Source organism: Achromobacter sp. NPDC058515 (genome assembly GCF_042721735.1).
GTDB lineage: Bacteria > Pseudomonadota > Gammaproteobacteria > Burkholderiales > Burkholderiaceae_B > Achromobacter.
The window spans coordinates 17,984-40,961 of record NZ_JBHXNI010000024.1; the positions used below are offsets into that span (position 1 = coordinate 17,984).

Annotated in this window: 27 protein-coding genes; 14 read left to right on the forward strand and 13 right to left on the reverse strand. The window is 68.4% G+C overall.

Translation table 11 applies throughout. The features are described 5' to 3' along the window. The 6 genes from phnL to phnG are packed head-to-tail and all read right to left on the reverse strand — an operon-like array spanning position 1 to position 4,592. Entirely contained in the window at positions 1–720 is a 720-nt protein-coding gene (phnL, locus tag ACFWP0_RS28210; protein WP_377847895.1) for a phosphonate C-P lyase system protein PhnL, read from the reverse strand. Between the two features lie 2 nt (positions 721–722). Continuing rightward, complete coding sequence (gene phnK, locus ACFWP0_RS28215) at positions 723–1,499, reverse strand: phosphonate C-P lyase system protein PhnK (RefSeq protein WP_377847897.1); 777 nt, start codon at positions 1,497–1,499, stop codon at positions 723–725. Beyond that, positions 1,496–2,374 (reverse strand): alpha-D-ribose 1-methylphosphonate 5-phosphate C-P-lyase PhnJ, encoded by an 879-nt coding sequence (locus ACFWP0_RS28220; protein WP_377847899.1) that lies wholly within the window; start codon positions 2,372–2,374, stop codon positions 1,496–1,498. Before ACFWP0_RS28220 ends, phnK begins: the two co-directional genes overlap by 4 nt. Beyond that, positions 2,371–3,501, reverse strand: coding sequence for a carbon-phosphorus lyase complex subunit PhnI (locus ACFWP0_RS28225; RefSeq protein WP_377847900.1), 1,131 nt, complete (start codon positions 3,499–3,501; stop codon positions 2,371–2,373). The genes ACFWP0_RS28220 and ACFWP0_RS28225 overlap by 4 nt, the downstream gene beginning before the upstream one ends. Before the next feature lies 1 nt (position 3,502). Further along, positions 3,503–4,120 (reverse strand): phosphonate C-P lyase system protein PhnH, encoded by a 618-nt coding sequence (gene phnH / locus ACFWP0_RS28230; protein ID WP_377847902.1) that lies wholly within the window; start codon positions 4,118–4,120, stop codon positions 3,503–3,505. Position 4,121: 1 nt separating this feature from the next. Next, positions 4,122–4,592 (reverse strand): phosphonate C-P lyase system protein PhnG, encoded by a 471-nt coding sequence (gene phnG / locus ACFWP0_RS28235; protein WP_377847904.1) that lies wholly within the window; start codon positions 4,590–4,592, stop codon positions 4,122–4,124. Between the two features lie 183 nt (positions 4,593–4,775). Between phnG and phnF the strand changes: the two genes are divergently transcribed. The 4 genes from phnF to phnN all read left to right on the forward strand — a co-directional run bounded on the left by phnF (position 4,776) and on the right by phnN (position 8,128). Then, complete coding sequence (gene phnF / locus ACFWP0_RS28240) at positions 4,776–5,498, forward strand: phosphonate metabolism transcriptional regulator PhnF (protein WP_377847906.1); 723 nt, start codon at positions 4,776–4,778, stop codon at positions 5,496–5,498. 112 nt (positions 5,499–5,610) lie between these two features. After that, positions 5,611–6,810, forward strand: a complete 1,200-nt coding sequence (locus ACFWP0_RS28245; RefSeq protein ID WP_377847907.1) for an alpha-D-ribose 1-methylphosphonate 5-triphosphate diphosphatase — start codon at positions 5,611–5,613, stop codon at positions 6,808–6,810. Positions 6,811–6,812: 2 nt separating this feature from the next. Beyond that, positions 6,813–7,556 (forward strand): DUF1045 domain-containing protein, encoded by a 744-nt coding sequence (locus ACFWP0_RS28250; RefSeq protein ID WP_377847909.1) that lies wholly within the window; start codon positions 6,813–6,815, stop codon positions 7,554–7,556. Further along, entirely contained in the window at positions 7,553–8,128 is a 576-nt protein-coding gene (gene phnN / locus ACFWP0_RS28255; protein WP_377847911.1) for a phosphonate metabolism protein/1,5-bisphosphokinase (PRPP-forming) PhnN, read from the forward strand. Before ACFWP0_RS28250 ends, phnN begins: the two co-directional genes overlap by 4 nt. Positions 8,129–8,144: 16 nt before the next feature. Here phnN and ACFWP0_RS28260 read toward each other — a convergent pair whose 3' ends face one another. After that, positions 8,145–9,116 carry a LysR family transcriptional regulator gene (locus tag ACFWP0_RS28260; protein ID WP_377847912.1) on the reverse strand — a complete coding sequence of 324 codons (972 nt, stop codon included), beginning with the start codon at positions 9,114–9,116 and terminating at the stop codon, positions 8,145–8,147. A 107-nt stretch (positions 9,117–9,223) separates the two neighbouring features. Here ACFWP0_RS28260 and ACFWP0_RS28265 point away from each other — a divergent pair, with 107 nt between their 5' ends. The 3 genes from ACFWP0_RS28265 to ACFWP0_RS28275 are packed head-to-tail and all read left to right on the forward strand — an operon-like array spanning position 9,224 to position 12,604. Beyond that, positions 9,224–11,059, forward strand: a complete 1,836-nt coding sequence (locus ACFWP0_RS28265; protein WP_377847914.1) for a gamma-glutamyltransferase family protein — start codon at positions 9,224–9,226, stop codon at positions 11,057–11,059. A 52-nt stretch (positions 11,060–11,111) separates the two neighbouring features. Continuing rightward, complete coding sequence (locus ACFWP0_RS28270) at positions 11,112–12,086, forward strand: Bug family tripartite tricarboxylate transporter substrate binding protein (protein WP_377847916.1); 975 nt, start codon at positions 11,112–11,114, stop codon at positions 12,084–12,086. Beyond that, positions 12,083–12,604 (forward strand): GAF domain-containing protein, encoded by a 522-nt coding sequence (locus tag ACFWP0_RS28275; protein WP_377847918.1) that lies wholly within the window; start codon positions 12,083–12,085, stop codon positions 12,602–12,604. The genes ACFWP0_RS28270 and ACFWP0_RS28275 overlap by 4 nt, the downstream gene beginning before the upstream one ends. Positions 12,605–12,638: 34 nt before the next feature. Here ACFWP0_RS28275 and phnE read toward each other — a convergent pair whose 3' ends face one another. From phnE to phnC, 3 genes are all read right to left on the reverse strand, one after another. Next, positions 12,639–13,433, reverse strand: coding sequence for a phosphonate ABC transporter, permease protein PhnE (phnE, locus tag ACFWP0_RS28280; protein ID WP_377847969.1), 795 nt, complete (start codon positions 13,431–13,433; stop codon positions 12,639–12,641). An 81-nt stretch (positions 13,434–13,514) separates the two neighbouring features. Continuing rightward, complete coding sequence (gene phnD, locus ACFWP0_RS28285) at positions 13,515–14,498, reverse strand: phosphonate ABC transporter substrate-binding protein (protein ID WP_377847920.1); 984 nt, start codon at positions 14,496–14,498, stop codon at positions 13,515–13,517. A 31-nt stretch (positions 14,499–14,529) separates the two neighbouring features. Then, on the reverse strand, positions 14,530–15,372 hold the full coding sequence (gene phnC, locus ACFWP0_RS28290; protein ID WP_377847921.1) for a phosphonate ABC transporter ATP-binding protein: 843 nt from the start codon (positions 15,370–15,372) through the stop codon (positions 14,530–14,532). 199 nt (positions 15,373–15,571) lie between these two features. Between phnC and ACFWP0_RS28295 the strand changes: the two genes are divergently transcribed. From ACFWP0_RS28295 to ACFWP0_RS28310, 4 genes are all read left to right on the forward strand, one after another. Continuing rightward, positions 15,572–16,024, forward strand: coding sequence for a GFA family protein (locus tag ACFWP0_RS28295; protein WP_377847923.1), 453 nt, complete (start codon positions 15,572–15,574; stop codon positions 16,022–16,024). Positions 16,025–16,060: 36 nt separating this feature from the next. Beyond that, positions 16,061–16,600 (forward strand): SRPBCC family protein, encoded by a 540-nt coding sequence (locus ACFWP0_RS28300; RefSeq protein ID WP_377847924.1) that lies wholly within the window; start codon positions 16,061–16,063, stop codon positions 16,598–16,600. 534 nt (positions 16,601–17,134) lie between these two features. Beyond that, on the forward strand, positions 17,135–17,398 hold the full coding sequence (gene infA / locus ACFWP0_RS28305; protein ID WP_006221179.1) for a translation initiation factor IF-1: 264 nt from the start codon (positions 17,135–17,137) through the stop codon (positions 17,396–17,398). 157 nt (positions 17,399–17,555) lie between these two features. Continuing rightward, positions 17,556–17,843, forward strand: a complete 288-nt coding sequence (locus ACFWP0_RS28310; protein WP_377847926.1) for a hypothetical protein — start codon at positions 17,556–17,558, stop codon at positions 17,841–17,843. Between the two features lie 31 nt (positions 17,844–17,874). On the opposite strand, the gene ACFWP0_RS28315 is transcribed toward ACFWP0_RS28310, so the two are convergent. The 3 genes from ACFWP0_RS28315 to mog form a co-directional block, all read right to left on the reverse strand. Beyond that, positions 17,875–18,741 (reverse strand): peptidoglycan DD-metalloendopeptidase family protein, encoded by an 867-nt coding sequence (locus ACFWP0_RS28315; RefSeq protein ID WP_377847927.1) that lies wholly within the window; start codon positions 18,739–18,741, stop codon positions 17,875–17,877. 5 nt (positions 18,742–18,746) lie between these two features. Then, on the reverse strand, positions 18,747–19,085 hold the full coding sequence (locus ACFWP0_RS28320; protein ID WP_377847971.1) for a hypothetical protein: 339 nt from the start codon (positions 19,083–19,085) through the stop codon (positions 18,747–18,749). 63 nt (positions 19,086–19,148) lie between these two features. Next, positions 19,149–19,781: a molybdopterin adenylyltransferase gene (mog, locus tag ACFWP0_RS28325; RefSeq protein ID WP_377847972.1), complete on the reverse strand. Its 633-nt coding sequence runs from the start codon at positions 19,779–19,781 to the stop codon at positions 19,149–19,151. Between the two features lie 282 nt (positions 19,782–20,063). Between mog and ACFWP0_RS28330 the strand changes: the two genes are divergently transcribed. The 3 genes from ACFWP0_RS28330 to ACFWP0_RS28340 all read left to right on the forward strand — a co-directional run bounded on the left by ACFWP0_RS28330 (position 20,064) and on the right by ACFWP0_RS28340 (position 22,944). Continuing rightward, positions 20,064–21,188: a D-alanyl-lipoteichoic acid biosynthesis protein DltD gene (locus ACFWP0_RS28330; protein WP_377847929.1), complete on the forward strand. Its 1,125-nt coding sequence runs from the start codon at positions 20,064–20,066 to the stop codon at positions 21,186–21,188. Continuing rightward, a complete protein-coding gene (locus tag ACFWP0_RS28335; protein ID WP_377847930.1) occupies positions 21,185–21,310 on the forward strand; it encodes a hypothetical protein in 126 nt (41 codons plus the stop codon). The genes ACFWP0_RS28330 and ACFWP0_RS28335 overlap by 4 nt, the downstream gene beginning before the upstream one ends. A gap of 158 nt (positions 21,311–21,468) precedes the next feature. Continuing rightward, entirely contained in the window at positions 21,469–22,944 is a 1,476-nt protein-coding gene (locus tag ACFWP0_RS28340; protein WP_377847932.1) for an inorganic phosphate transporter, read from the forward strand. Positions 22,945–22,978 lie beyond the last annotated feature (34 nt).

Genomic DNA, 22,978 nt, shown 5'->3' on the forward strand with positions numbered 1-22,978 from the left:
TTACTCCATGTCGGCCGTGGCGGGCAGCGCCGGGCGCAGGGCGAGCGTCTGGGTGGCGACGGCGTCGCGCACCTGCGCGTCGTGGAAGATGCCCAGCAGGCAGCGGCCGGCGGCCCGCGCCTCGTGGATGAGTTCGATCACCACGCGCCGGTTGTCCGCATCCAGCGATGCGGTGGGTTCGTCCAGCAGCAGGATGGGATGGCCGGCGATGAAGCCGCGCGCGATGTTCACCCGCTGCTGCTCGCCGCCCGAGAAGGTGGCGGGGGCCAGGCCCCACAGCCGGGGCGGCACGTTCAGGCGCTGCAGCAGCGCGGCGGCGCGGGCGCGGGCCTCTACGCCGTCCACTCCCGCCATGCGCAGCGGCTCGGCCACCACCTCCAGCGCCGACACGCGCGGTATTACCCGCAGGAACTGGCTGACATACCCGATCACATCGCGGCGCAGCGCCAGGATGCGCTGCTCCGGCGCGCCCACCAGCTCCACCCACTGGTCCCCGGCGCGCACGCGGATGCTGCCTTCGGTGGCCAGGTAGTTGCCGTACAGGCAGCGCAGCAAGGTGCTCTTGCCGGTGCCTGACGGCCCCGCCAGCACCAGGCAATCGCCCGCGGCGGCGTCGAAATCGACAGCCTCCAGCACGGGCAGGCGCATGCCGCCCTGGTTGTGCAGGGTGAACATCTTTCCGAGGCCCCGCACCTCGATCATGGGTTTGGTTGCGCTCATGTTCAGCTCTGCAAAATGGAAGACACCAGCAACTGGGTGTAGGGATGCTGCGGATCGTCGAGTATCTGGTCGGTCAGCCCGCTTTCGACCACCTGGCCGCCGCGCATGACCAGCGTGCGGTGGGCCAGCAGCCGCGCCACCGCCAGATCGTGCGTGACGACGATGGCCGCCAGCCCCAGATCGGTGACGAGCTGGCGCAGCAGGTCCAGCAGCCGCGCCTGCACCGACACGTCCAGCGACGCGGTGGGCTCGTCCATGAAGACCAGGCGCGGATGCGTCACCAGGTTGCGGGCGATCTGCAGGCGCTGCTGCATGCCGCCCGAGAACGACACCGGCGTATCGTCCAGCCGGCCTTCATCGATCTCCATCTTGCGCAGCCAGCTGCCCGCCGCCTGGCGCAGGTCTCCGTAGTGGCGGTCGCCCACGGCCATCAGCCGCTCGGCGATGTTGGCGCCCGCGCTGACCTGCATGCGCAGGCCGTCGCGGGCGTTCTGCCGCACGAAGCCCCAGTCGGTGCGCGACAGCAGGCGCAGCCGCGCGCCGGGCAGCGCCGCCAGGTCCGTGAAGCCCTGGTCTCGGGTGTCGTACCAGACGCTGCCCGCATCGGGCTGCGTCTGATACGACACCGCGGACAGCAGGGTGCTCTTGCCGGAGCCGGACTCGCCGACCACGCACAGCACCTCGCCGGGATACAGATCAAAGCTGACGTTGCGGCAGCCGTGGGCGCCGTCCCAGGTGCGCGTCATGTTGCGCACGGAGAGCAAAGGTTGAGCATTCATGCGGCGGCCTCGTTGCGCGCTTGCGCCTGGCGGTGGTTGCAGTATTCGGTGTCCGAGCAGACGAAGCGGCGCGCGCCGGCGTCGTCCAGGATGATCTCGTCCAGATAGCTGTCGGCCGATCCGCACAGGTCGCAGCACTCGGTCCATTTCTCCACGGTGAAGGGATGGTCCTCGAAATCCAGGCTCTTGACCCGTGTGTACGGCGGAACCGCATAGACGCGCTTCTCGCGGCCCGCGCCGAACAGCATCAGCGCCGGGCTGCCGTCCAGCTTGGGATTGTCGAACTTGGGGATGGGCGACGGCCGCATCATGTAGCGGTCGTTCACGATGACCGGGTAATCGTAGGTGGTGGCGATGTGCCCGTGCTGCGCGATGTCCTCGTACAGCTTGACGTGCATGCCGCCGTACTCGGCCAGCGCGTGCATGGTGCGGGTCTCGGTCTCGCTGGGTTCCAGCCACCGCAGCGGCTCGGGGATCGGCACCTGGAACACCATCACCTGGCCTTCGGCAAGCGGCGTCTCGGGGATGCGGTGGCGCGTCTGCACGATGGTGGCCGCGGGCGTGGATTCCGTGGTGGCCACGCCGGTCACGCGGCCGAAGAAGCGGCGGATGTTGATGGCGTTGGTGGTGTCGTCCGAGCCCTGGTCGATGACCTTGAGCACGTCGTCGCGGCCGATGATGGACGCCGTGACCTGGATGCCGCCCGTGCCCCAGCCATAGGGCAGCGGCATTTCGCGGCTGCCGAACGGCACCTGGTAGCCGGGAATGGCCACGGCCTTGAGCAAGGCGCGGCGCAGCATGCGCTTGGTGGACTCGTCCAGATACGCGAAGTTGTAGTGGTCGTCGCGTTCGACCGTTGCGCTGGTCTTGGTCATGGGGATACCGCCTCGTCCATCAGATCGTTGTGCGCGACATCGGGCGCGCGGCGCTCGGCCGGGCCGCGCTCGGCGCGCATGCGGCGCAGCAGTTCCAGGTTGGCCTGGAAGTCCACGTAGTGCGGCAGCTTCAGGTGCTGCACGAAACCCGACGCCTCGACGTTGTCGCTGTGGTACAGCACGAACTCGTGGTCGTTGGCCGGGGAATCGGCGCGCTCGCCCAGATCGCGCGCCTTCAGGGCGCGGTCCACCAGCGCCATCGACATGGCCTTGCGTTCGCCATAGCCGAAGGTCAGGCCGTAGCCGCGCGTGAACTTCGGCCCTTCTTCGGCGTTGCCCGCGAACTGGCTGACCATCTGGCATTCGGTGATCTCGATCTCGCCCACCGTCACGGCGAAACCCAGTTCTTCGATGTGCATCTCCACCTCCAGCGCGCCGTAGCGGATCTCGGCCGCGAACGGATGGGTGTTGCCGTAGCCGCGCTGCGTCGAATAGCCCATGGACAGCAGGAAGCCCTCGTCGGCGCGCGCCAGGTTCTGCAGGCGGGCCGCCCGCGAGGCGGGAAAGTCCAGCGGCTGGCGCGTCAGGTCGAAGGGCTCGGGGTCGCCCTCGGGCACGGGCTCGGCGTCGATCAGATCGTCCTGGGCCAGCAGGTCGGTCACGCGCGGCATGGCGCTGTCCAGCGCCTCGTCGCCCGCGGGCAAGGCGTCGGCCTCGCGCTGCGCCTCCAGCGAGAAGTCCAGCAGGCGCTGCGTGTAGTCGTAGGTCGGCCCCAGGATCTGGCCGCCCGGCACGTCCTTGAACGTGGACGAGATGCGGCGCTGCAGGCGCATGCGGCCCGTGTCGATCGGCTGGGTGTAGCCATAGCGCGACAAGGTGGTGCGATAGGCGCGCAGCAGGAACACGGCTTCGATCACATCGCCGGCGGCCTGCTTGATCGCCAGCGCAGCCAGCTGCGGATCGTAGAGCGAGCCTTCCGCCATGACCCGCGACACCGCCAGCGGCATCTGTCCGCGGATCTGCTCCAGGCTCAGTTCGGGCACCTCGCGGTCGCCCCGCCGGTAGTCGTCCAGCATGCGGTAGGAATTCAGGATGGCGCGTTCGCCCCCTTTCACGGCCACATACATATCAGTTCTCCACGCGCGTGCTGCGGGGCAGCGCGCAAATCCGCCGGCCCTGCGTCAGGATGACGTCGACGCCCAGCGGAAACCGTTGATGATTGAGGCGCCATTCGCGCCAGAAATCTTCCGGCAGGCCGGCCGCGCGCAGCGCCTGCCGGGTCTTGATGCCGGGACCGCTCAGGCTGACGGCGCCGCCTTCCGACAAGGACTCGACCTCGATCAGCAAGGTGGTCGACAGGTCGGGGTAGGCCGGGTCGCCCTGATGGCAGCCGGACAGCGCCGGCGCGCCGCAGCCCGCGGGCACGGCGGCGAACCGGGCCAGCGACGGCGACGGCACGACGGGGCAGGCGCAATGAAAACGCAGGAAGGCGAGCACGTCGGCGCCCACGGACTGGGGCAGCCACAGCGGAGTGTCCACGTCCACCAGCGTCAGCAGCAGGGCCGTCATCGCGGGCGACAGTCCCTCGGGCACGCCGCTTTCGGCCACGATGTCGTGGATGCGCCCCGGGTGGGCCAGCGCGTTGAGCGCGGCCCGGAACGTGGTCTGCGCGTCGTTGACCGGGTCCGCGAAGCCGGGCAGGAGGGCCCGGTTGGCGGCCGCGGCGGCAATTGTCTCTTTTTGCATGTCAGTCCTCGCCTCGCACCATCGTGAAGAATTCCACCTTGGTCTGGGCCGCCACGCGCGCCTGGCGCTCCACCCGTTCGGCATGCTGGCGCGCCAGCGGCTGGATCAGCTGCGCCTGCACCGTTTCATGCCAGCCGGGCAGCTGCAGCAGCGCGTCGGCGACCGCGGCCTGCTCGGCGTGGCGCAGCGACCGTCCCTGCACGTAGGCCACGCCCACCACGCCCTCTTCCATCGTCACGGCGCAACGTGTCACGGTCATTTCTCCCAGGTTGAACCGGGCGCCGGTGCCCCCGCTGCGGGCCCGCACCATGGCCATGCCCGTCTGGGCCGGCCGCAGCATCCGATGCGCGGGCACCCCGCCCAATGCGCCGAACGCCCCGTCCAGCGCGGCCGGATCGGCCAGCGCCAACACGCGCATCCAGGCGGCGCGCTGTGCGCTGGCCGCGTCCTGCCCTGCTTGTGGGTGATCCATAATTTCCTCTAAACGTCTAGACGACCGGATGGAGTATGATCGCTCCGAATCCGAAGTTCAACAGCCTGGCGTGAATTTTTGATGACAGTTGCAGCCTGTGCGCAGCGCCTATCCGGCAGCGGCCACATGATGCACAATCACAGCCATTCTTCATGAACTTGATGTGACAGCACGAGCGCACCCATGGTTGAACGAGGTTCCGGCATCGCCGTCTGGCGGCAAATCGGCGAATCGCTTGCGGACGACATCCGCAACAAGCTCTATGGGGCGGGCGAACAGCTTCCTTCCGAACCGGAGCTGGCCGCCAAGTTCTCCGTCAACCGCCACACCATCCGGCGCGCCATGGGCGAACTGGAGCAAAGCGGACTGGTCAGGATCGAGCAGGGGCGCGGCACCTTCGTGCAGGAGCACGCCATCGACTACGCCATCGGCAAGCGCACGCGCTTTTCCGAGAACCTGCGCAGCCAGGGCGTGCTGGGCCACCTGGAGGCCCTGGGCAGCCAGACCCTGCGCGCGGCCGACGTCGCCAAGCACCTGGGCCTGTCCCGCAGCGCGCCGCTCTTGCGCGTGCAGATCGTGGGCAAGGCCGAGAACCGGCCCATCAGCGCCTCCGAACACTACTTCGACGAAAAGCGCTTCCCGGATTTCGCGGAACGCCTCACGGCGCTGCGCTCGGTCTCCAAGGTGTACGCGCACTACGGCATCGGGGACTACACGCGCAAGTGGTCGCGCATCACGGCCGCCCTGCCCTCGCCCGAGATCGCCCGCCTGCTGGGCCAGCCCAAGACGCGGCCGATCCTCCAGGTGGAAGCCCTGAACGTCGACCAGGACGGCGCGCCGCTGCAGTACAGCATCACCCGCTTCGTCGGCGACCTGGTGCAGCTGATGGTGGCCGACGACGCATGACCGCGGGAACGCCGCCGGCCGGAACCGGCGCGGCGGCGATGGAAAGACAATCGGCAGGCAACACCACACATCTAGACATCTGGTTGTAATGCAACATCGATAACGTCTCATCATGAACTCACACGCACATGCTCCCTCGCCCCTGGCCGGCGTCACAGGCCAACGCATCCTGACGCCGCACGGCATCGCCCAGGCGAGCCTGCGCTTTCATGGCGGACTGATCGATGACGCCGGCGCCACGCCCGCAAGAGGCGCCTCCTGGTTCGACGCCGGCAACCTGCTGGTGCTGCCCGGCATCGTGGACCTGCACGGCGACGCCTTCGAGCGCGCCATCATGCCCCGGCCCAGCGTGACCTTCCCGTACGGCAACGCCCTGTTCGACGTGGACCGCCAGCTGCTGGCCAACGGCATCACCACCGAATTCCACGGCGTCACGCTGTCGTGGGAAGGCGGGCTGCGCGGCGAGGCCTATGCCGAGCGCATGTTCGACGCGCTGGAAAGCATGCGGCACATCCTGGGCGCACGGCACTATGTGCATCTGCGCTTTGAAACGCATCACGTGGGCGGTCTGGAAATCGCCCAGCAATGGATCCGCGACGGCCGCGTCCGCTTCCTGGCCCTGAACGACCACCTGCCCAGCATGGCGCGCCGCCTGGGCGACGAACGCAAGCTGATGCAGTACGCCAACCGCGCGGAATGCGACCTGGACGTCTTCCAGGAACGGATCCGCGCCGCCATGTCTGCGGCCGACGCCGTGGCCGACGCCATGCGCGAGCTCACGCTCTGCGCGCAGCGGGCCGGACTGCGGGTCGCCTCGCACGACGACCCCGACGCCGCCACGCGCCGCTACTACCACCAGCTGGGCTGCGGCGTGGCGGAGTTTCCGCTGACCCGCGAGGCCGCGGGCGTCGCGCGCGACCTGGGCGATTCCGTCGTCTTCGGCGCGCCCAACGTGGTGCGCGGCGGCAGCCATACCGGCGCGCCCAGCGCCACCGAGATGATCCGCGCCGGCCTGTGCGACATCCTGACCTCCGACTACTACTACCCCGCCCCGCTGGCGGCCGTCATGCGGCTGGCCCACGACGGCGTGCTGCCGCTGGACCTGGCCTGGAACCTGGTGTCCTTGAATCCCGCGCGCGCCGCCGGCCTGAAGGACCGCGGCGCCCTGACGCCGGGCCTGATCGCCGACGCCATCGTGGTGGACGACCAGGTGCCCGGCCTGCCGCGCGTCTGCGCGGCCATCGTGGGCGGCGAACTGCGCTACGCCACCCGCGCCTTTGGCGACGACCACAGCCAGCGCATGGCGGCCTGACCATGCCGCTCGCCCACCGATACGCCCTGTACCTGTCGCCCACCGGCCCGTGGCGCGAACACGGCAGCCGCTGGCTGGGCCGCTGCGCCGACACCGGCGCGCCGCTGCCCCCGCTGCCCGGCCAGGCCGCGCAATCTTTGGAATGGACCCAGGCGCCGCGCCACTACGGCCTGCATGCCACGCTCAAGCCGCCCTTCCGCCTGCGGCAGGGCAGCCGTCCGCAAGACATCGACGCCGCCGCCCGCGAGCTGGCCCGCCTGGGCAGCCCGTTTTCCGTCGAGCTGGAATGCGAGCCGCTGCGAGGCTTTCTGGCCTGGCGCATCGCTGCGTCCGACACGCAGGGCCACGCGCGCATGCAGGCGCTGGCCGAGGCCGCCGTGCGCGGCCTCGATCCCCTGCGCGCGCCGCCCACGCCCGAGGAAACCGCGCGCCGCCAGCCGCAATCGCTCACGCCCGCGCAGCAGGCCATGCTGGAGCGCTGGGGCTACCCCTACGTCTTCGATACCTATACCTTTCACATCACCCTGACCGGCAAGCTGGAGGGCGATGCGCTGGAACAGGCGCAAGCCGGCATCGCGGCCTTCGCCGATCCCTTGCGCGGGCAGGCCATGCCGGTGCCGGGCGTCAGCGTCTACGTGCAGGCGGCGCCGGGCGCGGACTTTGTCGCCGCGCGGCACTATCGCTTCGACGGCAGCCACGCCGATGCCGCCGGCGCCGGCTATCTCGACGGCCCCGCCGCGCCATGAACCCCGTCCCCGCCGACGGCGCCCGCCTGATCTACCTGATGGGCGCATCGGGCAGCGGCAAGGACACCCTGCTGCGCCTGATGCGCACGCGCCTGCGCGGCGACGAGCCCGTGCTGGTCGCGCACCGCTACATCACTCGCGACAGCGGCGACAGCGAGGATGCGCTGCGCCTGACGCCCGAGGATTTCGCGCGCCGCGCCGCGCTGGGCTGCTTTGCCTTGCGCTGGGCCAGCCACGGCCTGCACTACGGCATCGGCATCGAGATCGATGCCTGGCTGGGCGGGGGCGCCGCGGTCATCATCAACGGATCGCGCGCGCACCTGGAGCAGGCGCACGCGCGCTACCCCGCGCTGACGGCGGTGGAAGTGTCCGTGGACCCCGCCCTGCTGGCCCTGCGCCTGGCCGGCCGCGGCCGCGAAAGCGCGACGCAGATATCGGAACGGCTGGCGCGCGCCACCCAGGCGTTCCCGGTGCCCGAACGCTGCCGGCTGATGCGGGTGAGCAATAACGAAGCGCCCGAGACCGCGGCGGCAGCCCTGCTGGACATCGCGCGCGGGAAGCTGGCCGCATAAGGCCGTTTGGCGCGGATCAGCCCGGATCGGCCGCGCCCTGGCCCCACGGCGCGGCCGCGTCGCCGCACAGATCCAGCAGGATTTCCGAGAAGCACTCTTCAGCCGCCAGCGGCTGTTCGCGCTTGCGGCGGATCAGGTTGATCGGCGGCAGCTCCCAGCCGAAATCCCACGGCACCATGCCCAGCTTGCCGCGCTGGCAGAGCTCGCGCGCGATGTCCTCGGGCACAACGGAAATGAAGGTCTCGTTCATCGTCAGCATGCCTTCGATCACATCCGTCGAATAGGCTTCCAGCACCGGCGACGGCGGCCGCAGTTCGGCGCGGATGAAGTGCTCGACGATCAACTGGCGCGTGGGCGTGTTGGCCGCGGGCAAAATCCAGTCCATCTCCGCCACGGCGGCCCAGTCCGGCTTGCGCCGCGCCAGCCGCTGCGCAAGCCGGCCATGCGCGATCAGGCGGGGCCGCTGGCGATACAGCACGCGATGCATCAGGTCGTCCAGCGCCACGATGGACGTGGCGCGGCTGATGACGCAGTCCAGTTCGTGCTGGCGCAGCATCGGCACCAGGTGGTCCGTGGTGGCGCGGTGCAGGCTCAGCGTCACGCCGTGGCGCTGGTGCAGCCGGCTGATGGCGGCCGTCAGCAAGGCGCTGGATACATACGGCACCACGCCCACCTGCAGGTGCGCGGAATGGCCGGCGTGCAGCGCTTCGACCTCGCGCGCCCACAGGTCCAGGTCGCTCAGCATGTGGCGCGCGCGCACCAGGGCCAGCTTGCCCAGCGGCGTGGGCTGCAGGCCGCGCCCGGTGCGCATGAAGAGCGGCGCGCCGAAGATGTCCTCAAGTTCCGCCAGCGCCTTGGTGACCGCGGGCTGGCTGATGCCGGCCGCCGCCGCCACGCGCGTCAGCGAGCCATGCCGGGCGATGTTGATCAGCAGCGCCAGATGGCGGTGCTTCAGACGGTTCGCCAGACGGACCGCGTCCCAGCTCATGAGCGTTTTCCTATAACCGATTGGTTATTCAATTATGCCAACAAACGTAAAAACAGTTATTTCTCGATCCTATACTGCAGGCATCCCCTGCTGCCCGGAACGGCCCCATGAGCGCATCCTTCACCACTCGCCCTGAACTACGCGGCACCTTCGGCGTGGTCTCCTCCACCCACTGGCTGGCCTCGCAAGTGGCCATGAGCGTGCTGGAGCGCGGCGGCAACGCCTATGACGCCGCCGTGGCGGGCGGCTTCGCGCTGCAGATCGTGGAGCCGCACCTGAACGGGCCCGGCGGCGAAGTGCCCATCCTGTTCTGGAGCGAAAGCGAACAGCGCATGCGCGCGCTGTGCGGCCAGGGGCCCGCGCCCGCGCTGGCCACCCCGGCGTATTTCCGGGGGCTGGGCGTGGACCTGGTGCCAGGCATCGGCTTGTTGCCCGCCACGGTGCCGGGCGCGTTCGGCGCCTGGCTGACGCTGCTGCGCGACTACGGCACCTGGGAGCTGGCCGACGTGCTGCGCCCGGCCATCGACTATGCGCGCAACGGCTTTCCGCTGGTGCCGCGCATCTCGCAGGCGATCCTCGCGGTGCAGGCGCTGTTCCGAGACGAATGGACCAGCTCGCGCGATGTCTGGCTGCCCGGCGGCCGCGTGCCGGCCCCGGACGCCCTGTTCCGCACGCCCGCCATCGCCGCCACCTACACCCGCATCCTGGACGAGGCGCATGCCGCCAGCACGGAACGCCGCGGCCGCATCGATGCCGCGCTGGACGTCTGGTACCGCGGCTTCGTCGCCGACGAGATCGACGCCTACTACACCCACGAGGCGGTGCGCGACACCACCGGGCAGCGCAATCGCGGCCTGCTGCGCAAGTCCGATCTGGCCGACTGGCGCGCCGCCTACGACGAACCCCTGACTGTCGAGTACGGCCGCTACACCGTGGCCAAATGCGGAGTCTGGTCGCAAGGCCCCGTGCACCTGCAGCAACTGGCGATGCTGCGCCATCTGGACATGGACGGTCTGGACCCGACCTCGCCGCAGTTCGTGCATCGCGCGGCCGAGGCCGCCAAGCTGGCGTTCGCGGACCGCGCCGCCTGGTACGGCGACCCCGACTTTGTGCAGGTGCCGCTGGCGGAATTGCTGAGCGACGCCTATGCGAAGTCGCGCGCGGCCAGCATCGGCGCCCGCGCCGCCACCGCGCTGCAGCCCGGCAGTCCCGCCGGCCTGGCGCCGCGCCTGCCCGACCTGGACGCCGCGGTCCGCACCCTGGCCGCGTCCGATACCCGCTTCGGCGTGGGCGAGCCAACCTTCGCGGCGCTGCCGCCCGTGGCCGAGTGGGCCGCGCGCGAGATCTTCGTGGGCGACACCTGCCAGATCGACGTCATCGACCGCGACGGCAACATGGTGGCCGCCACGCCGTCGGGCGGATGGCTGTCGTCCAGCCCCGTCGTGCCCGCTCTGGGCTTTCCGCTGACGACCCGCCTGCAAATGACCTGGCTGGACGAGGGCGTGCCGGGCCAGCTGCAGCCCGGCAAGCGCCCGTGCACCACCTTGTCGCCGGGCCTGGCGCTGCGCGACGGCCTGCCCTACATGGCGTTCGGCACGCCGGGCGGCGACCAGCAGGACCAATGGACCGTGGCGTTCTTCCTGCGCCACGCGATGGGCATGAACCTGCAGGAGGCGATCGAAGCGCCGTCCTGGCATATCGATCATTTCCCCGGCTCGTTCTGGCCGCGCGCGCAGACGCTGAACCGCCTGACGGTGGAGTCCCGCATGCCCGCCGCCACGCTGGACGCGCTGCGCGCCGCGGGACACGACGTCAAGGTGGGGCCCGACTGGTCGGAGGGCCGCATCAGCGCCTGCACCCGCGAACCTGCCGCCGGCGGCGGCCTGCTGCTGCGCGCCGGCGCCAATCCGCGCGGCATGCAGGGCTATGCCGTCGGCCGCTGAAGCTTTTTCTATCAACCGGCATACAGACCGGACACTACGCAAGGGGTAAACCATGAAGCTGCAATTCAAACGACTGTTGCGCACGTGCGCGCTGGGCCTGGCCCTCGCGGCGCCCGCGCTCGCCCACGCCGCCTGGCCCGAGAAGCCCATCACGCTGATCGTGCCGTGGGCCGCGGGCGGATCCACCGACATCCTGGCGCGCGTGCTGTCCGAGGGGCTGACCCAGTCGCTGGGCCAGCCCGTCATCGTGGAAAACCGCTCGGGCGCATCGGGCAACATCGGCACGGCCTTCGTCGCCCGCGCCAAGCCCGACGGCTACACGCTGTTGGTGGGCTCGATGAGCACGCACACGATGAACCAGGCGCTGTACTCCAACATGCCGTTCGACGGCGTCAAGGACTTCACTCCCATCGCCGAACTCGCGCTCGTCACCAACACCATGGTGGTGAACCCGTCCGTGCCGGCGTCCAACCTGAAGGAGTTCATCGCCTACGTGAAGGCGAACCCCGACGCCGTGGCCTACGCGTCCGCGGGCCAGGGCTCCACCAACCACCTGAGCGCCGCGCTCTTCGAGAAGGCCGCCGGCGTGAAGATGATGCACATCCCCTACCGCGGCGGCGCGCCGGCGGTGCTGGACACCGTGGCCGGCCGCACGCAGGTGCTGTTCAGCGCGGGCACGCAGACCCTGCCGCACGTGCAGACGAACAAGCTGAAGCTGCTGGCCGTCACCGAGGACTCCCGTTCGCCCTTCCTGCCGGACGTGCCCACCGTCGCCGAAACGCTGCCGGGCTATGAACTGGCGGTCTGGTACGGCGCGTTCGGCCCCGCGGGCATGCCGCCCGAGCTGACCGCCAGGCTGAACCGCGAGATCAACCTGATCCTCAAGCGTCCCGAGGTGATCAAGAAGATGGCCGACATGGGCGTGCTGCTGACCGAGACCACGCCGGAACAGTTCGGCCAGATCCTGACGCGCGACGCCGACAAGTACGGCAAGCTGATCAAGGAACTGGGGATCACCGCGGAATGACGGCCACCCTCAGCGCAGCCCAGCCCCTGAAGCCGGCGCTGGCCGGCATAGAGGCCATTGCCCAGGCCTATGCCGCCGCCGACGCGCAGGCGGCCTTGCAGGCCATCGACGCCTACGCCCGCGCCTGGCTGGCGCACGCCTTGTGCACGGTCAATCGCTACGATGCGCAGGCCATGCGCGTGGTGCGGCTGTACAGTTCAAACCCCGAAGCCTATCCGCCCGGCGGCAGCAAGGACAAGACCGGCACGCCCTGGGGCCGTCATGTCCTGCTGGAGCAGCAGGTGTTCGTGGGCGAAGGCGAGGACGCGATCCGCGAGTTCTTCAACGACCACGACGCGATCCGGGACCTGGGGCTGCGCTCGGTTATCAATGTGCCGGTGGTGCATGGCGGCGTCTGCCTGGGCACCGTCAACTTCCTGATGCCGCGCGCCCAAGTGTCGGACGCCGATGTCCACATCGCGCGCCTGGCGGGCCTGCTGGCGCTGCCGGCGTTCCAGGCGCTGCGCCCGCCGCAATGAGGCGTGAGGGCCCGCCCGCGCGGGCCCCGCGTCCTCAGATCAGCGCGCTGCGGATCCGCGAAGACACCATGTCGATCATCACCACGAAGGCCACGATGATGATCATCACCGCGCAGGTTTCGGCGTAGCGGAAGCTGCGGATGATCTCCCACAGCACGGTCCCGATGCCGCCGGCTCCGACGATGCCGACGACCGAGGCCGACCGCACATTCGACTCGAACCGGTACAGCGAGTACGAGATCCACAGCGGCAGCACCTGCGGGATCACCCCGTAGACGATTTCCTCCAGCGCATTCGCGCCGGTCGCGCGCACGCCTTCCACCGGGCGCGGATCGATCGCCTCGACGGCTTCCGAAAACAGCTTGGCAAGCACGCCCGTCGTGTGGACCCACAGGGCCAGCACGCCGGCGAAGGGCCCCAGGCCGACCGCCACGATGAACAGCATCGCGAACACCATTTCATTGATGGCGCGGCACGCGTCCATCAGGCGACGCATCGGCTGGTAGACCCAGGCGGGCACCATGTTCGACGAGCACAAGAGGCCTAGCGGCACCGCCACCACGATGGCCAGGAACGTGCCCCAAACCGCGATCTGCACCGTGACGATCATCTCGTCCAGGTACATGCGCCAGTCGCGGAAGTTGGGCGGAAAGAAGTCGGCCGCGAACTGGGCCATGTTGCCCGAGTCGCGCAGCAGGTCCATCGGCCGCATGTCGGCGCCTTGCCACGACATGACAAGCAGCGCCAGCACCACGGCCCAGACGAGAAGGACCGGCAGCGACGAGCGCGGCGCGGCGGGCAGGCGGGAAGAGTGCGTGGCCAGATTCATTTTCAATGGAGATCCGCTAGGGAAAGTGCTTTGAGTAAAGGCCGGCGCGTCCGCTGACGCGCCGGCCTGCTGCGGCAAGGCTTACTGCTTGGCGACGGCCGGCTGGCCCAGGCTGGCCAGCTTGCTGTCCAGGTCGGCCAGCTGCTTCTGCTTTTCGGCCAGGCCCAAGGTGGAGTCGGCCTCGACCTTGGCCTTTTCGCGCGCCAGCTCGATCTGGCGGATGGGCACCAGCTGCTGGTTGTCGGACGGGCGGAAGCCCTGGTAGGTCAGCGCCTTCAGGTTCGCCAGTTCGCGCTCGCCGTCCTTGCCCTTGCCGTAGTTGATGAAGAAGTCGCGGATCTTGGCCTTCAGGTCGGCCGGCAGATCGCTGCGCACGACCAGCGGATCAGCCGGAATCAGCGGCGACTTCCACAGCACGCGCACGCTGTCGTTGGCGTCGCGGCCGGTGCTCAGGCGGTAGCGCTCCAGCGCCTCGGTGTTGTTGACGGCCACGTCCACCTGCTTGTTGATGACCGACAGCAGATTGGCTTCGTGGTTGCTGGCGCGCACCGTCTTGAAGAAGGTCTTGGGTTCGATCTTGTTGGCGGCCCACAGGTAGTAGCCGGGGACGGCGGTGCCGGACGTGGAATTGGGATCGCCCGCGCCGTAGCTCAGCTTGGCGCCGTTCTTCAGCACATCGTCCAGCGTCTTCAGGTTGCTGTCCTTGTTGACGATCAGGAGCGACCAGTAGCCGGGGTTGCCGTCCTTGTCGATGACCGAGGCGAACACCTCGCCCTTGGCGCGGTCCACGGCCTCGATGGCCGACTTGTTGCCGAACCAGCCCATCTGCACCTTGTTAAAGCGCATGCCTTCGATGATGCCGGCATAGTCGGAGGCGAAGAACGGTTTGACCGGCACGCCGATCGAGCGGCTCAGGTCGTCGATGACGGGCTGCCAGACGGACTTCAGGTTGGTGGACGACTCGGTCGAGATGATGCCGAAGTTCAGCGTCTTGGCGTCCTGCGCGTAGGCCTGGGCGGTAAGGGCCGCGGCGGCGATCAGGGTGAAGAAAGTTCTGCGTAGCATGGAAAGCTCCGGGGAAGGGTGGGGCCAGGATTCAGGCGGCTTGCGCCAGTTGGGACAGCGACGCCACTCCCGGCATGGCCGGGGCTTGCGGCGCGTATTCGGGGAGCAGCTCGCTCAATTCGGAGCCATACAGGTCGCGCAGCATGGAAGGCGTCAGGTCGGCGGAGGGGCCGTCGTAGACCACCTTGCCGTGGCGCAGCGCCACCACGCGCGGGCAATAGCGCAGCGCCACGTCCACCTGGTGCAGCGACACCACGACCGCCACCTTGCGGCTGCGGTTGATCTGGGCCAGCGTATCCATCACGCGGCGCGACGATTCGGGGTCCAGCGAGGCGATGGGCTCGTCGGCCAGGATGACGCGGGCGTTCTGCACCAGGGTGCGGGCAATCGCCGCCCGCTGCTGCTGGCCGCCGGACAGCGTGGAGGCGCGCTGAAATGCATAGTCGTCTATACCAACCTGGGCAAGCGCGTCCAGGCCCTGGCGCACCTCGTCGCGCAGGAACCAGCGCGTCAGGCTGCGCCACAGCGGCACCCGCGGCAGCATGCCGGTCAGCACGTTGGTGATGACCGGCAGGCGGCCCACCAGGTTGAACTGCTGAAACACGAAGCCGATGCCGGCCCGCGCGCCGCGCACGTTGCGGCTCAAGCGGCCATGGCGCTGGATCAACTGGCCATTGACGGTCACGCTGCCGGCGCCCGGGTCGCCGGCCACGAAGCCCGCCAGGTGGCGCAGCAGCGTGGACTTGCCGGAACCCGAAGCGCCGAGCAGCGCGACCATCTCGCCGTCGGCGACCTGCAGGTTGACGCCGTCCAGCGCCTTGGCGCCGGCGCGGAACGTTTTGCAGAGCCCTTGTACTTCGATGGCGTAAGTCATCGTTGGATCCCCTTGGATGTGTTCATTGCCGCATTCTGTTTTCGCGGCATGACAGCGAGATGACCCGAGGATCGAAACATTTGGCGGAAAATAGGGACACGGGACCGGACTGAAAGAACTTCGTCATAAAAAAGGCGGCTCGCCCGAACGGCGCCACGGGTATATTCAAACTATTCCCCTCACTCGCCTGGCGCTCATCATGATCAAAGGTTCCTGCCTGTGCGGCCGCATTGCGTACGAGATCAACGGTCCGCTTACCAACGCCCTCAATTGCCATTGCGTCATGTGCCGCAAGACGCATGGCGCGGCCTTCCGCAGCCGGGCAACCGTCCAAGCCAAGGACTTCGCCTGGACTCGCGGGGAAAATCACGTCACCTGGTATGCCTCGTCGCCCGGCAGCTACCGGGGCTTTTGCGAGGCCTGCGGCACGCCCCTGCTCAGCCGCTTCGACCAGACGCCCGACGTCTACGGCCTGCCGCTGGGCGCGCTGGACGACGACCCGGGCGTCAAGCCCGAGGCGCACTACCACGTGTCCAGCAAGGCGCCGTGGTTCGACATCACCGATACGCTGCCGCAGCACCCTGGCGCGCTGGACGACGCGCCCGAGCACAGCCGGCAGATCGCCCCGCTGACCTTTTCTCACGGAAAATGAACAAACGTCCGGCTCCGGACGCCCCAGGAGATCAACATGAATGACCACGGTGTCGTACTGGACCCCACCTCCCTGCGTTTTACGCGCGTGCTGCCCGCCGGCATCGAAGAGGTCTGGGCCTGGCTGACCGAATCGGACAAACGTGGCCGCTGGCTGGCGACCGGGGATATGGAGCTGCTCGAAGGCGGCGGCGTCACCCTGCGGTTCTTGCACGCCGACCTCTCTTCCGTGCCCGAGCCGACGCCCCAGGCCTACAAGGCCTATGAAGACGGCGTCACGACCCAGGGGCTGATCACCCGCTGCGAGCCGCCCCGCCTGCTGGGCTACACCTGGGGCGGATCGCAGGGCGCGCCCTCGGAGGTGATTTTTGAACTGTCCCCCCATGAGGAAGGCACGCTGCTGGTGCTGACGCACCGCAAGCTCGCCAGCCGGGACGACATGGTCGACGTGGCGGGCGGCTGGCACACCCACCTGAATGTGCTCGCGGCTAGGCTGGCCGGGCGTGAGCCGGGCCCCTTCTGGTCCGCCAACGCCGCCTGGGAAGCCGATTACCAGGCGCGCATCCCGCGCTCCTAGAGTCGTCCGACAGCAACTATCGCGGCCAGGCGGCGGATAAAAACTGGCTAATCGACGCGCTTTGAAGTAACATAAGTCCGTGATTTTTCCGCAAAAACCGGGCTTCGGTCACTCTGTGTGCCAACCTGTACCGCCAGCGGGGGCTAGCAGCCTTCGGGCTGTCAGCCGCAGCACTGCCAGCAATCCAGGCTGCATCCGGTTTTTTTGGGCGAAACCCGTCACTGCCAAGCGCGCCGCACCCTCAACAACCGCGGCGCCCGGCATTGCAGCAGACGCTCCAACCCGCTTCTTCCGGCAATGCGCGCATAGCGCCACGGCCGCGACCAAGCCGCGCATCGCGCGCTCACTGCCCTCGCGGCGCGAGTATCCGTCATTTCAGACATCCGCTTGGGATGCCGTGGCCCTAACCCGCGCTTGCCCGGGCGTTTTACGTTCACACCGCTGGACCTGGTTATCTGTGTCCAACGCGCTTGCCGCCTTGCGCGGCGCGTCATGCCGCCGGCGTGGCTGCGCGTATTGATCAAGGAGTAGAAAATGGCTAAAGAAGAACTCATCGAATTGGATGGCATCGTTGACGAAGTGCTGCCCGATAGCCGCTACCGCGTGAAGCTGGACAATGGCATCGAAGTCGGCGCCTACGCCTCCGGCCGCATCCGCAAGCACCGCATCCGCATCCTGGCGGGCGATCGCGTCACCCTGGAAATGTCGCCGTACGACCTGACCAAGGGCCGCATCAACTTCCGTCACAAGGACGAGCGCGCACCCGCGCCGCATCGTCCCCAGCAGTACCGCCGTTAAGCCTGGGCTCCAGGGCCGGCCTGGCGCCGGCTCCCTGCCCCCCATTCGCGCGAGCCTTAAGCCCGTATCGCGAAATGCCGTAATGCGTGGAACGCCTGTTCATGAAAGAATGGCTCCCCGCCTGGCGCGACGCCCGGCGGCATACGCATGAAGCAAGATGGATCTGAAAGAAGAATTGCAAGCCGCCGCAGACCAGCTTGCCCTGGCGCGAAGAAGATTCGTGAAGGGCGAGGAAGGCCTGCGCCTGCTGAATCAGTCGCGCGAGGCGTTCATCAACAGCCTGCGCAATACCGGCCTGACCTACGCCGAAGCCAAGACCAAATACGACAACTGCCTGGATGACCAGGAAGCCGGACAGCTCCATGTCCGGCAACAGATGGAGTACGCGGAACGCATGCACCAGTACGTGCTGAACCGGATCGCGCTGCAGGCCGCGCAGGCCTGAAGCGCGGCAGGGGCCCTGCCCGGGCCCCGCATCAGGGCTTGAACGCCCCGATGAAGATGGCGGGATCGACCCGCGCGTCGTTCAGGCTGACGTTCCAGTGCAGATGCGGACCGGTCGCCCGGCCCGTCGCTCCCACCTTGCCCACCACGCCCCCGCGCGCCACCTCGTCGCCGACCTTCACGTCGATGGCCGACATATGGCAGAACATGCTGACGAAGCCCTGGCCATGGTCCAGGAACACCGTCTTGCCATTGAAGAAGTAATCCCCCACCAGCACGACCACCCCGGCCGCCGGCGCCTTGATGGGCGTGCCCGCGGGCACGGCGAAGTCCAGCCCCGAATGGGGGTTGCGCTCCTGGCCGTTGAAAAAGCGCCGCAGGCCGAACGGGCTGGACAGGCGCCCGCCGTTGACCGGGCGGTCCAGCAGCAGATTGCTGGGCGTGACGCCGGCGCGGTAGCCGCGGTTGGCCGCGCTTTGCTCGGCCATCTCGCGCTCGATGCGCTTCATGTCGTCCGGATTCGGGTCGACCTGGCGCGGATTCTTCAGCGTAATGTGCTGCGCCACGTATTCCTTCGAGCCGACCGTGAAGGCCACCTTGCGCTGGCCCTTCGCGTCCTTAACTTCGGCCTGCTGCCGGCCTGGCTTCACGGTGAGCGGAATGCCGACCACCGCGATCCATTGCCTGCCCTCTTCCCGCACCACCAGCACGCGCCGGCCCAGGAAGGCGACCTCGGGCGCGCGGTCGGCGTCGCCCAGGTTCAAGACGGCCACGCCGCCCGGCACGGGCGCATTGAGCTTGCGGGTGATGAAGCCTTCCTGCTGCGCGCGCGCGGGCAGGCCCAGGCAGACGGCGGCTGCGGCCAGGCCCAGGCGCAGGATGTCGCGGCGTTGACGCATGGCGCTTACAGGCACAGGTTGGCGGGCTCGATGATGCTCTGGTCCCGGCGGGCGATGCGCGTGGACAGGCGCACTTCCGTCTTGCCCTTCCAGTGGGTGGTCGACAGCACGGCCTCGACGCCCAGGCTGTCTTCCTGGATGAGTTCGAAGCCGTTGCGCACCGCCTTTTGCTGGAAGTTGACGCCCATGTTCTTCCAGGCGTCGGCGACGCATTGGGTGTAGTCCTCGGCCGTGCGCTGGGTGGAACCGTAAAAGACCGGATCGCGGGCGCGCACGTCTTTGACGTTGGCGCATGCCGACAAGACGGCCAGCGCGGCAAGGGACAGAACGAGGCGAACCTTCATGACCATGGGACTCTCAAACAGGTGGAAATTAATGGGGGCGGCCAACTATAACGCAGCGGTCCGCTAGGCCTGAGGCGCGCGGCGGGCGGACTTGGGGCGGAAGGACGCAATGACTTCCGGCCACGTTTCGGCGTAGGGGCCGCCGATCAGGTCGATGCAATAGGGGATGGCGGCGAAGATGCCCGGGACCAGCACGGCGCCGTCCTCGCCCTTCAGCCCTTCCAAAGTCTCGCGTATGGACTTGGGCTGGCCGGGAAGGTTCACGATCAGGGCGGCATGGCCATCGGCTTCGCGTATGACCGCCACCTGGCGGGACAGGATGGCCGTGGGCACGAAACGCAGGCTGATCTGCCGCATCTGTTCGCCAAAGCCGGGCATTTCCTTGGTGCCGACCGCCAGCGTCGCCTCGGGCGTGACGTCGCGCCGGGCCGGACCGGTGCCTCCGGTGGTCAGGACGAGGTCGCAGCCGCAGGCGTCGACCAGCTCGATCAGCGTTTCGGAAATGCGGGCGGGCTCGTCGGGGATCAGCCGCTCCACCGCCTGCCAGGGCGATGCCAGCGCGCCGCCCAGCCATTCGCGCAGCGCGGGCACGCCCTGGTCCTGGTAGGCGCCCGTCGAGGCGCGGTCGGAGACGGACACCAGCCCCACGATCAGTTCATCGGGGTGGCTGCGGGCGATACGGGTAACGGCGGTCATGGGCGGCTGGATAGGAGTGGACAGGCGGGCGCCGCGCGAGCGGCTCGTGGCGCGGTCAATCATGGAAATCCAGAAGAACCCCGCGACAACGATGCTATCGCATTCTTTCCCCCGAGAAAGCGCGGCGGCGCAAGCCGCCGGCGGCCTGCGCCGTGTGGCAAAAAAGCGAATCGGGCGCGGCCCCGGGTTTCCCGCGCTTGTTTCGGTCATGGACGGCCGATAACATCCGCTAACAATCTAGGCCTCCCGCGAGAGGCATGACGCGCATTTTCGGGTTCCCCCATGTTCAAACGCACTCTCCGGCAGCATGCGCTGGCCGCGGCGCTGGCCCTGTCCGCCGCCGCCGCCGCCGGCTGGGGCGCCCTGCATGCGCTGGCCCTGAAGACCGGACCGGTTCCGGCCGCCGCGCCGGGCATCTACATTCCCAACCTGGGCAACACGCTGCAGGAGCAGACGCGCAACCTGTCCCGGCTGAGCCAGGCGCTGCGCACCGGGGACCGCCTGGTGATCCTGGGCTCATCGGAACTGACCAGCAACGACTTGCGGTTCGTGCCCTACCGCTACCTGGCCGAGGAATTGCAGATGCCGGTGCTGGCCTATGGCCATTCGGGCTTCCAGTCCCTGGGCATGCAGCTGGTGCTGGCGGCGCTGGCCGAAGACCTGTCGCCGGCCTCGCGGGTGGTGGTCATGCTGTCGCCCGGGTGGTTCGACGGCGACGGCGGGCTGGGCCCGGACGAATTCAAGGAACACGCCAACCCCCTGCTGCCCCGCCTGCTCAAGCATCCCGAGGGCCGGGCCGAGGTCGTCCGCTGGCTGGGCGACAAGGGCGACGCCGGCGTGCTGTGGTCCATGGCGGCCGAACAGGCCTATGTCCTTCGCCAGCGCCTGGTGGACCTGTGGACGCCGGCCTTTGCCGCGCCCGCCCCCGAGCCGGAACGCGAGGGCCCGCCCGCCGCCGCCCGGGTGGTGGACTGGGACGCGCTGGCCAGCCAGGCGCAAAGCGCGGAGCAGACCCTGATGGCCGGCAACCGCTATGCCGTGCGCGACGAGTTCTTCAACAAATACCTGCGGACGATCCCCGAGGGCGGCAAGACCGCCTACCTGCCCCAGCCGCTGACCGGCCGCGACGAACTGCGCGAACTCGCCGCCCTGATGGCGCTGCTGCGCCAGCGGGACGTCAATGCGCTGTTTGTCATGCAGCCGCTGCACCCCATGGTGTTCAAGGACCTGGACCGCTTCGAGCCCATCCAGCGCGAGGTCGCGGAGCTGTGCCGGCGCTACGCCATGACCTGCATGGACATGTACGGCGCCCCCTTCGAAGTGGGGACGCTGCGCGACGTCCAGCACCTGGGCGAACTGGGCTGGCTGCGCGTGAACCAGAAAATCGCCGAGGTGTTCCGTCCATGAAGAAAACGCTCTGGCTCTGCCTGCTGTACCTGGGCCTCCTGGCCGTCATGCTGATCCAGGCGGACACGGCCGCCAATCTGGGCAAGCCGATGGAGATCGAGTTTCAGTATTCGAAGTTTTAGGCCGCGAAGCGTCCGGCCCATACAAAAGAGCCCCCTCGGGGCAGAGAGCGCACGAAGCGCGGGAAGCGTGGGGGCATCTAGTAGCCGAACGCAACCGGGGACAGGTCACAAATCTGCAATAATCGGCACCTCTCGCCGGAACCTCGCCCCCCGCCTCCATGTTCGACCTCTTCCACGGCCTAGACCTCTGGGTTGGCCTCAGTCTTGCGCTGGCCCTGACATTCGTCCTGGCCTTCGAATTCATCAACGGCTTTCACGACACGGCAAACGCCGTGGCGACGGTCATCTACACCAAGGCCATGCCCCCGCATCTGGCGGTGGTGCTGTCCGGCATTTTCAATTTCCTCGGTGTGCTGCTGGGCGGCGTGGGGGTGGCGTACGCCATCGTCCATCTGCTGCCGGTCGAACTGCTGATCAATGTGGACACCGGCCGCGGGCTGGCCATGGTGTTCGCCATGCTGGCCGCGGCCATCGCCTGGAACCTGGGCACCTGGTACTTCGGCATCCCGGCGTCCAGCTCGCACACGCTGATCGGCTCGATCCTGGGCGTGGGCCTGGCCAACGCGCTGATCACCGACCTGCCGCTGGGCGAAGGGGTGAACTGGGGCAAGGCCATCGATATCGGCCTGTCGCTGGTCGCCTCGCCTGTGGCCGGCTTCCTGGTGGCGGGCGGGCTGCTGCTGGCGCTCAAGCGCTGGCTGCCGCTGTCGAAGATGCACAAGACGCCCGAGCAGCGCCGCGCCATCGACAACAAGAAGCACCCGCCCTTCTGGAACCGCCTGGTGCTGGTGCTGTCCGCCATGGGCGTGAGCTTCGTGCACGGCTCGAACGACGGCCAGAAAGGCATCGGCCTGATCATGCTGGTGCTGATCGGCATCGTGCCCGCGAATTTCGTGCTGGACACCAACAGCACCACCTACCAGATCGAACGCACCCGCGACGCGGCCAACCACCTGCTGGTGTTCTACCAGCGCAACGAAGCCATGCTGGGCGATTACCTGGCGCTCAAGCGCATCGATATCCAGGAAGAGCTGCCGGCCAATTTCCGTTGCGATCCGGCGCTGACGGTGCCGACCATCATCGCGCTGCAAACCGCCCTGCATGGCGTGAACAACTATTCCGACCTGTCGGCCGACAAGCGCGTGGCCGTGCGCCGCTACCTGCTGTGCCTGGACGATACCGCCAAGAAGGTCGCGCGCATTGAAGGCCTGCCCGCGCGCGAGCGCGCCGACCTGCAGCGCCTGCGCGCCGACCTGACCGCCACTACCGAATACGCGCCCTTCTGGGTGATCGTGGCGGTGGCGCTGGCGCTGGGCGCCGGCACCATGGTCGGCTGGCGCCGCGTGGTGCTGACGGTGGGCGAGAAGATCGGCAAGCAGGGCATGACCTACGCCCAGGGCATGTCGGCGCAGGTGACCGCCGTGGCCGCCATCGGCTTGGCCAACGTGTTCAGCCTGCCGGTATCGACCACCCATGTGCTGTCCTCCGGCGTGGCCGGCACGATGATCGCCAACAAGACCGGGCTGCAAGGCAACACGGTGCGCAACATCCTGCTGGCCTGGGTGCTGACGCTGCCCGCCTCGATGCTGCTGGCGGCCGGCCTGTTCTGGATCGGCGTGCAGATCGCCGGCTGACGTCTCCGCGGCCGTGCGGGCAATCCGCACGGCC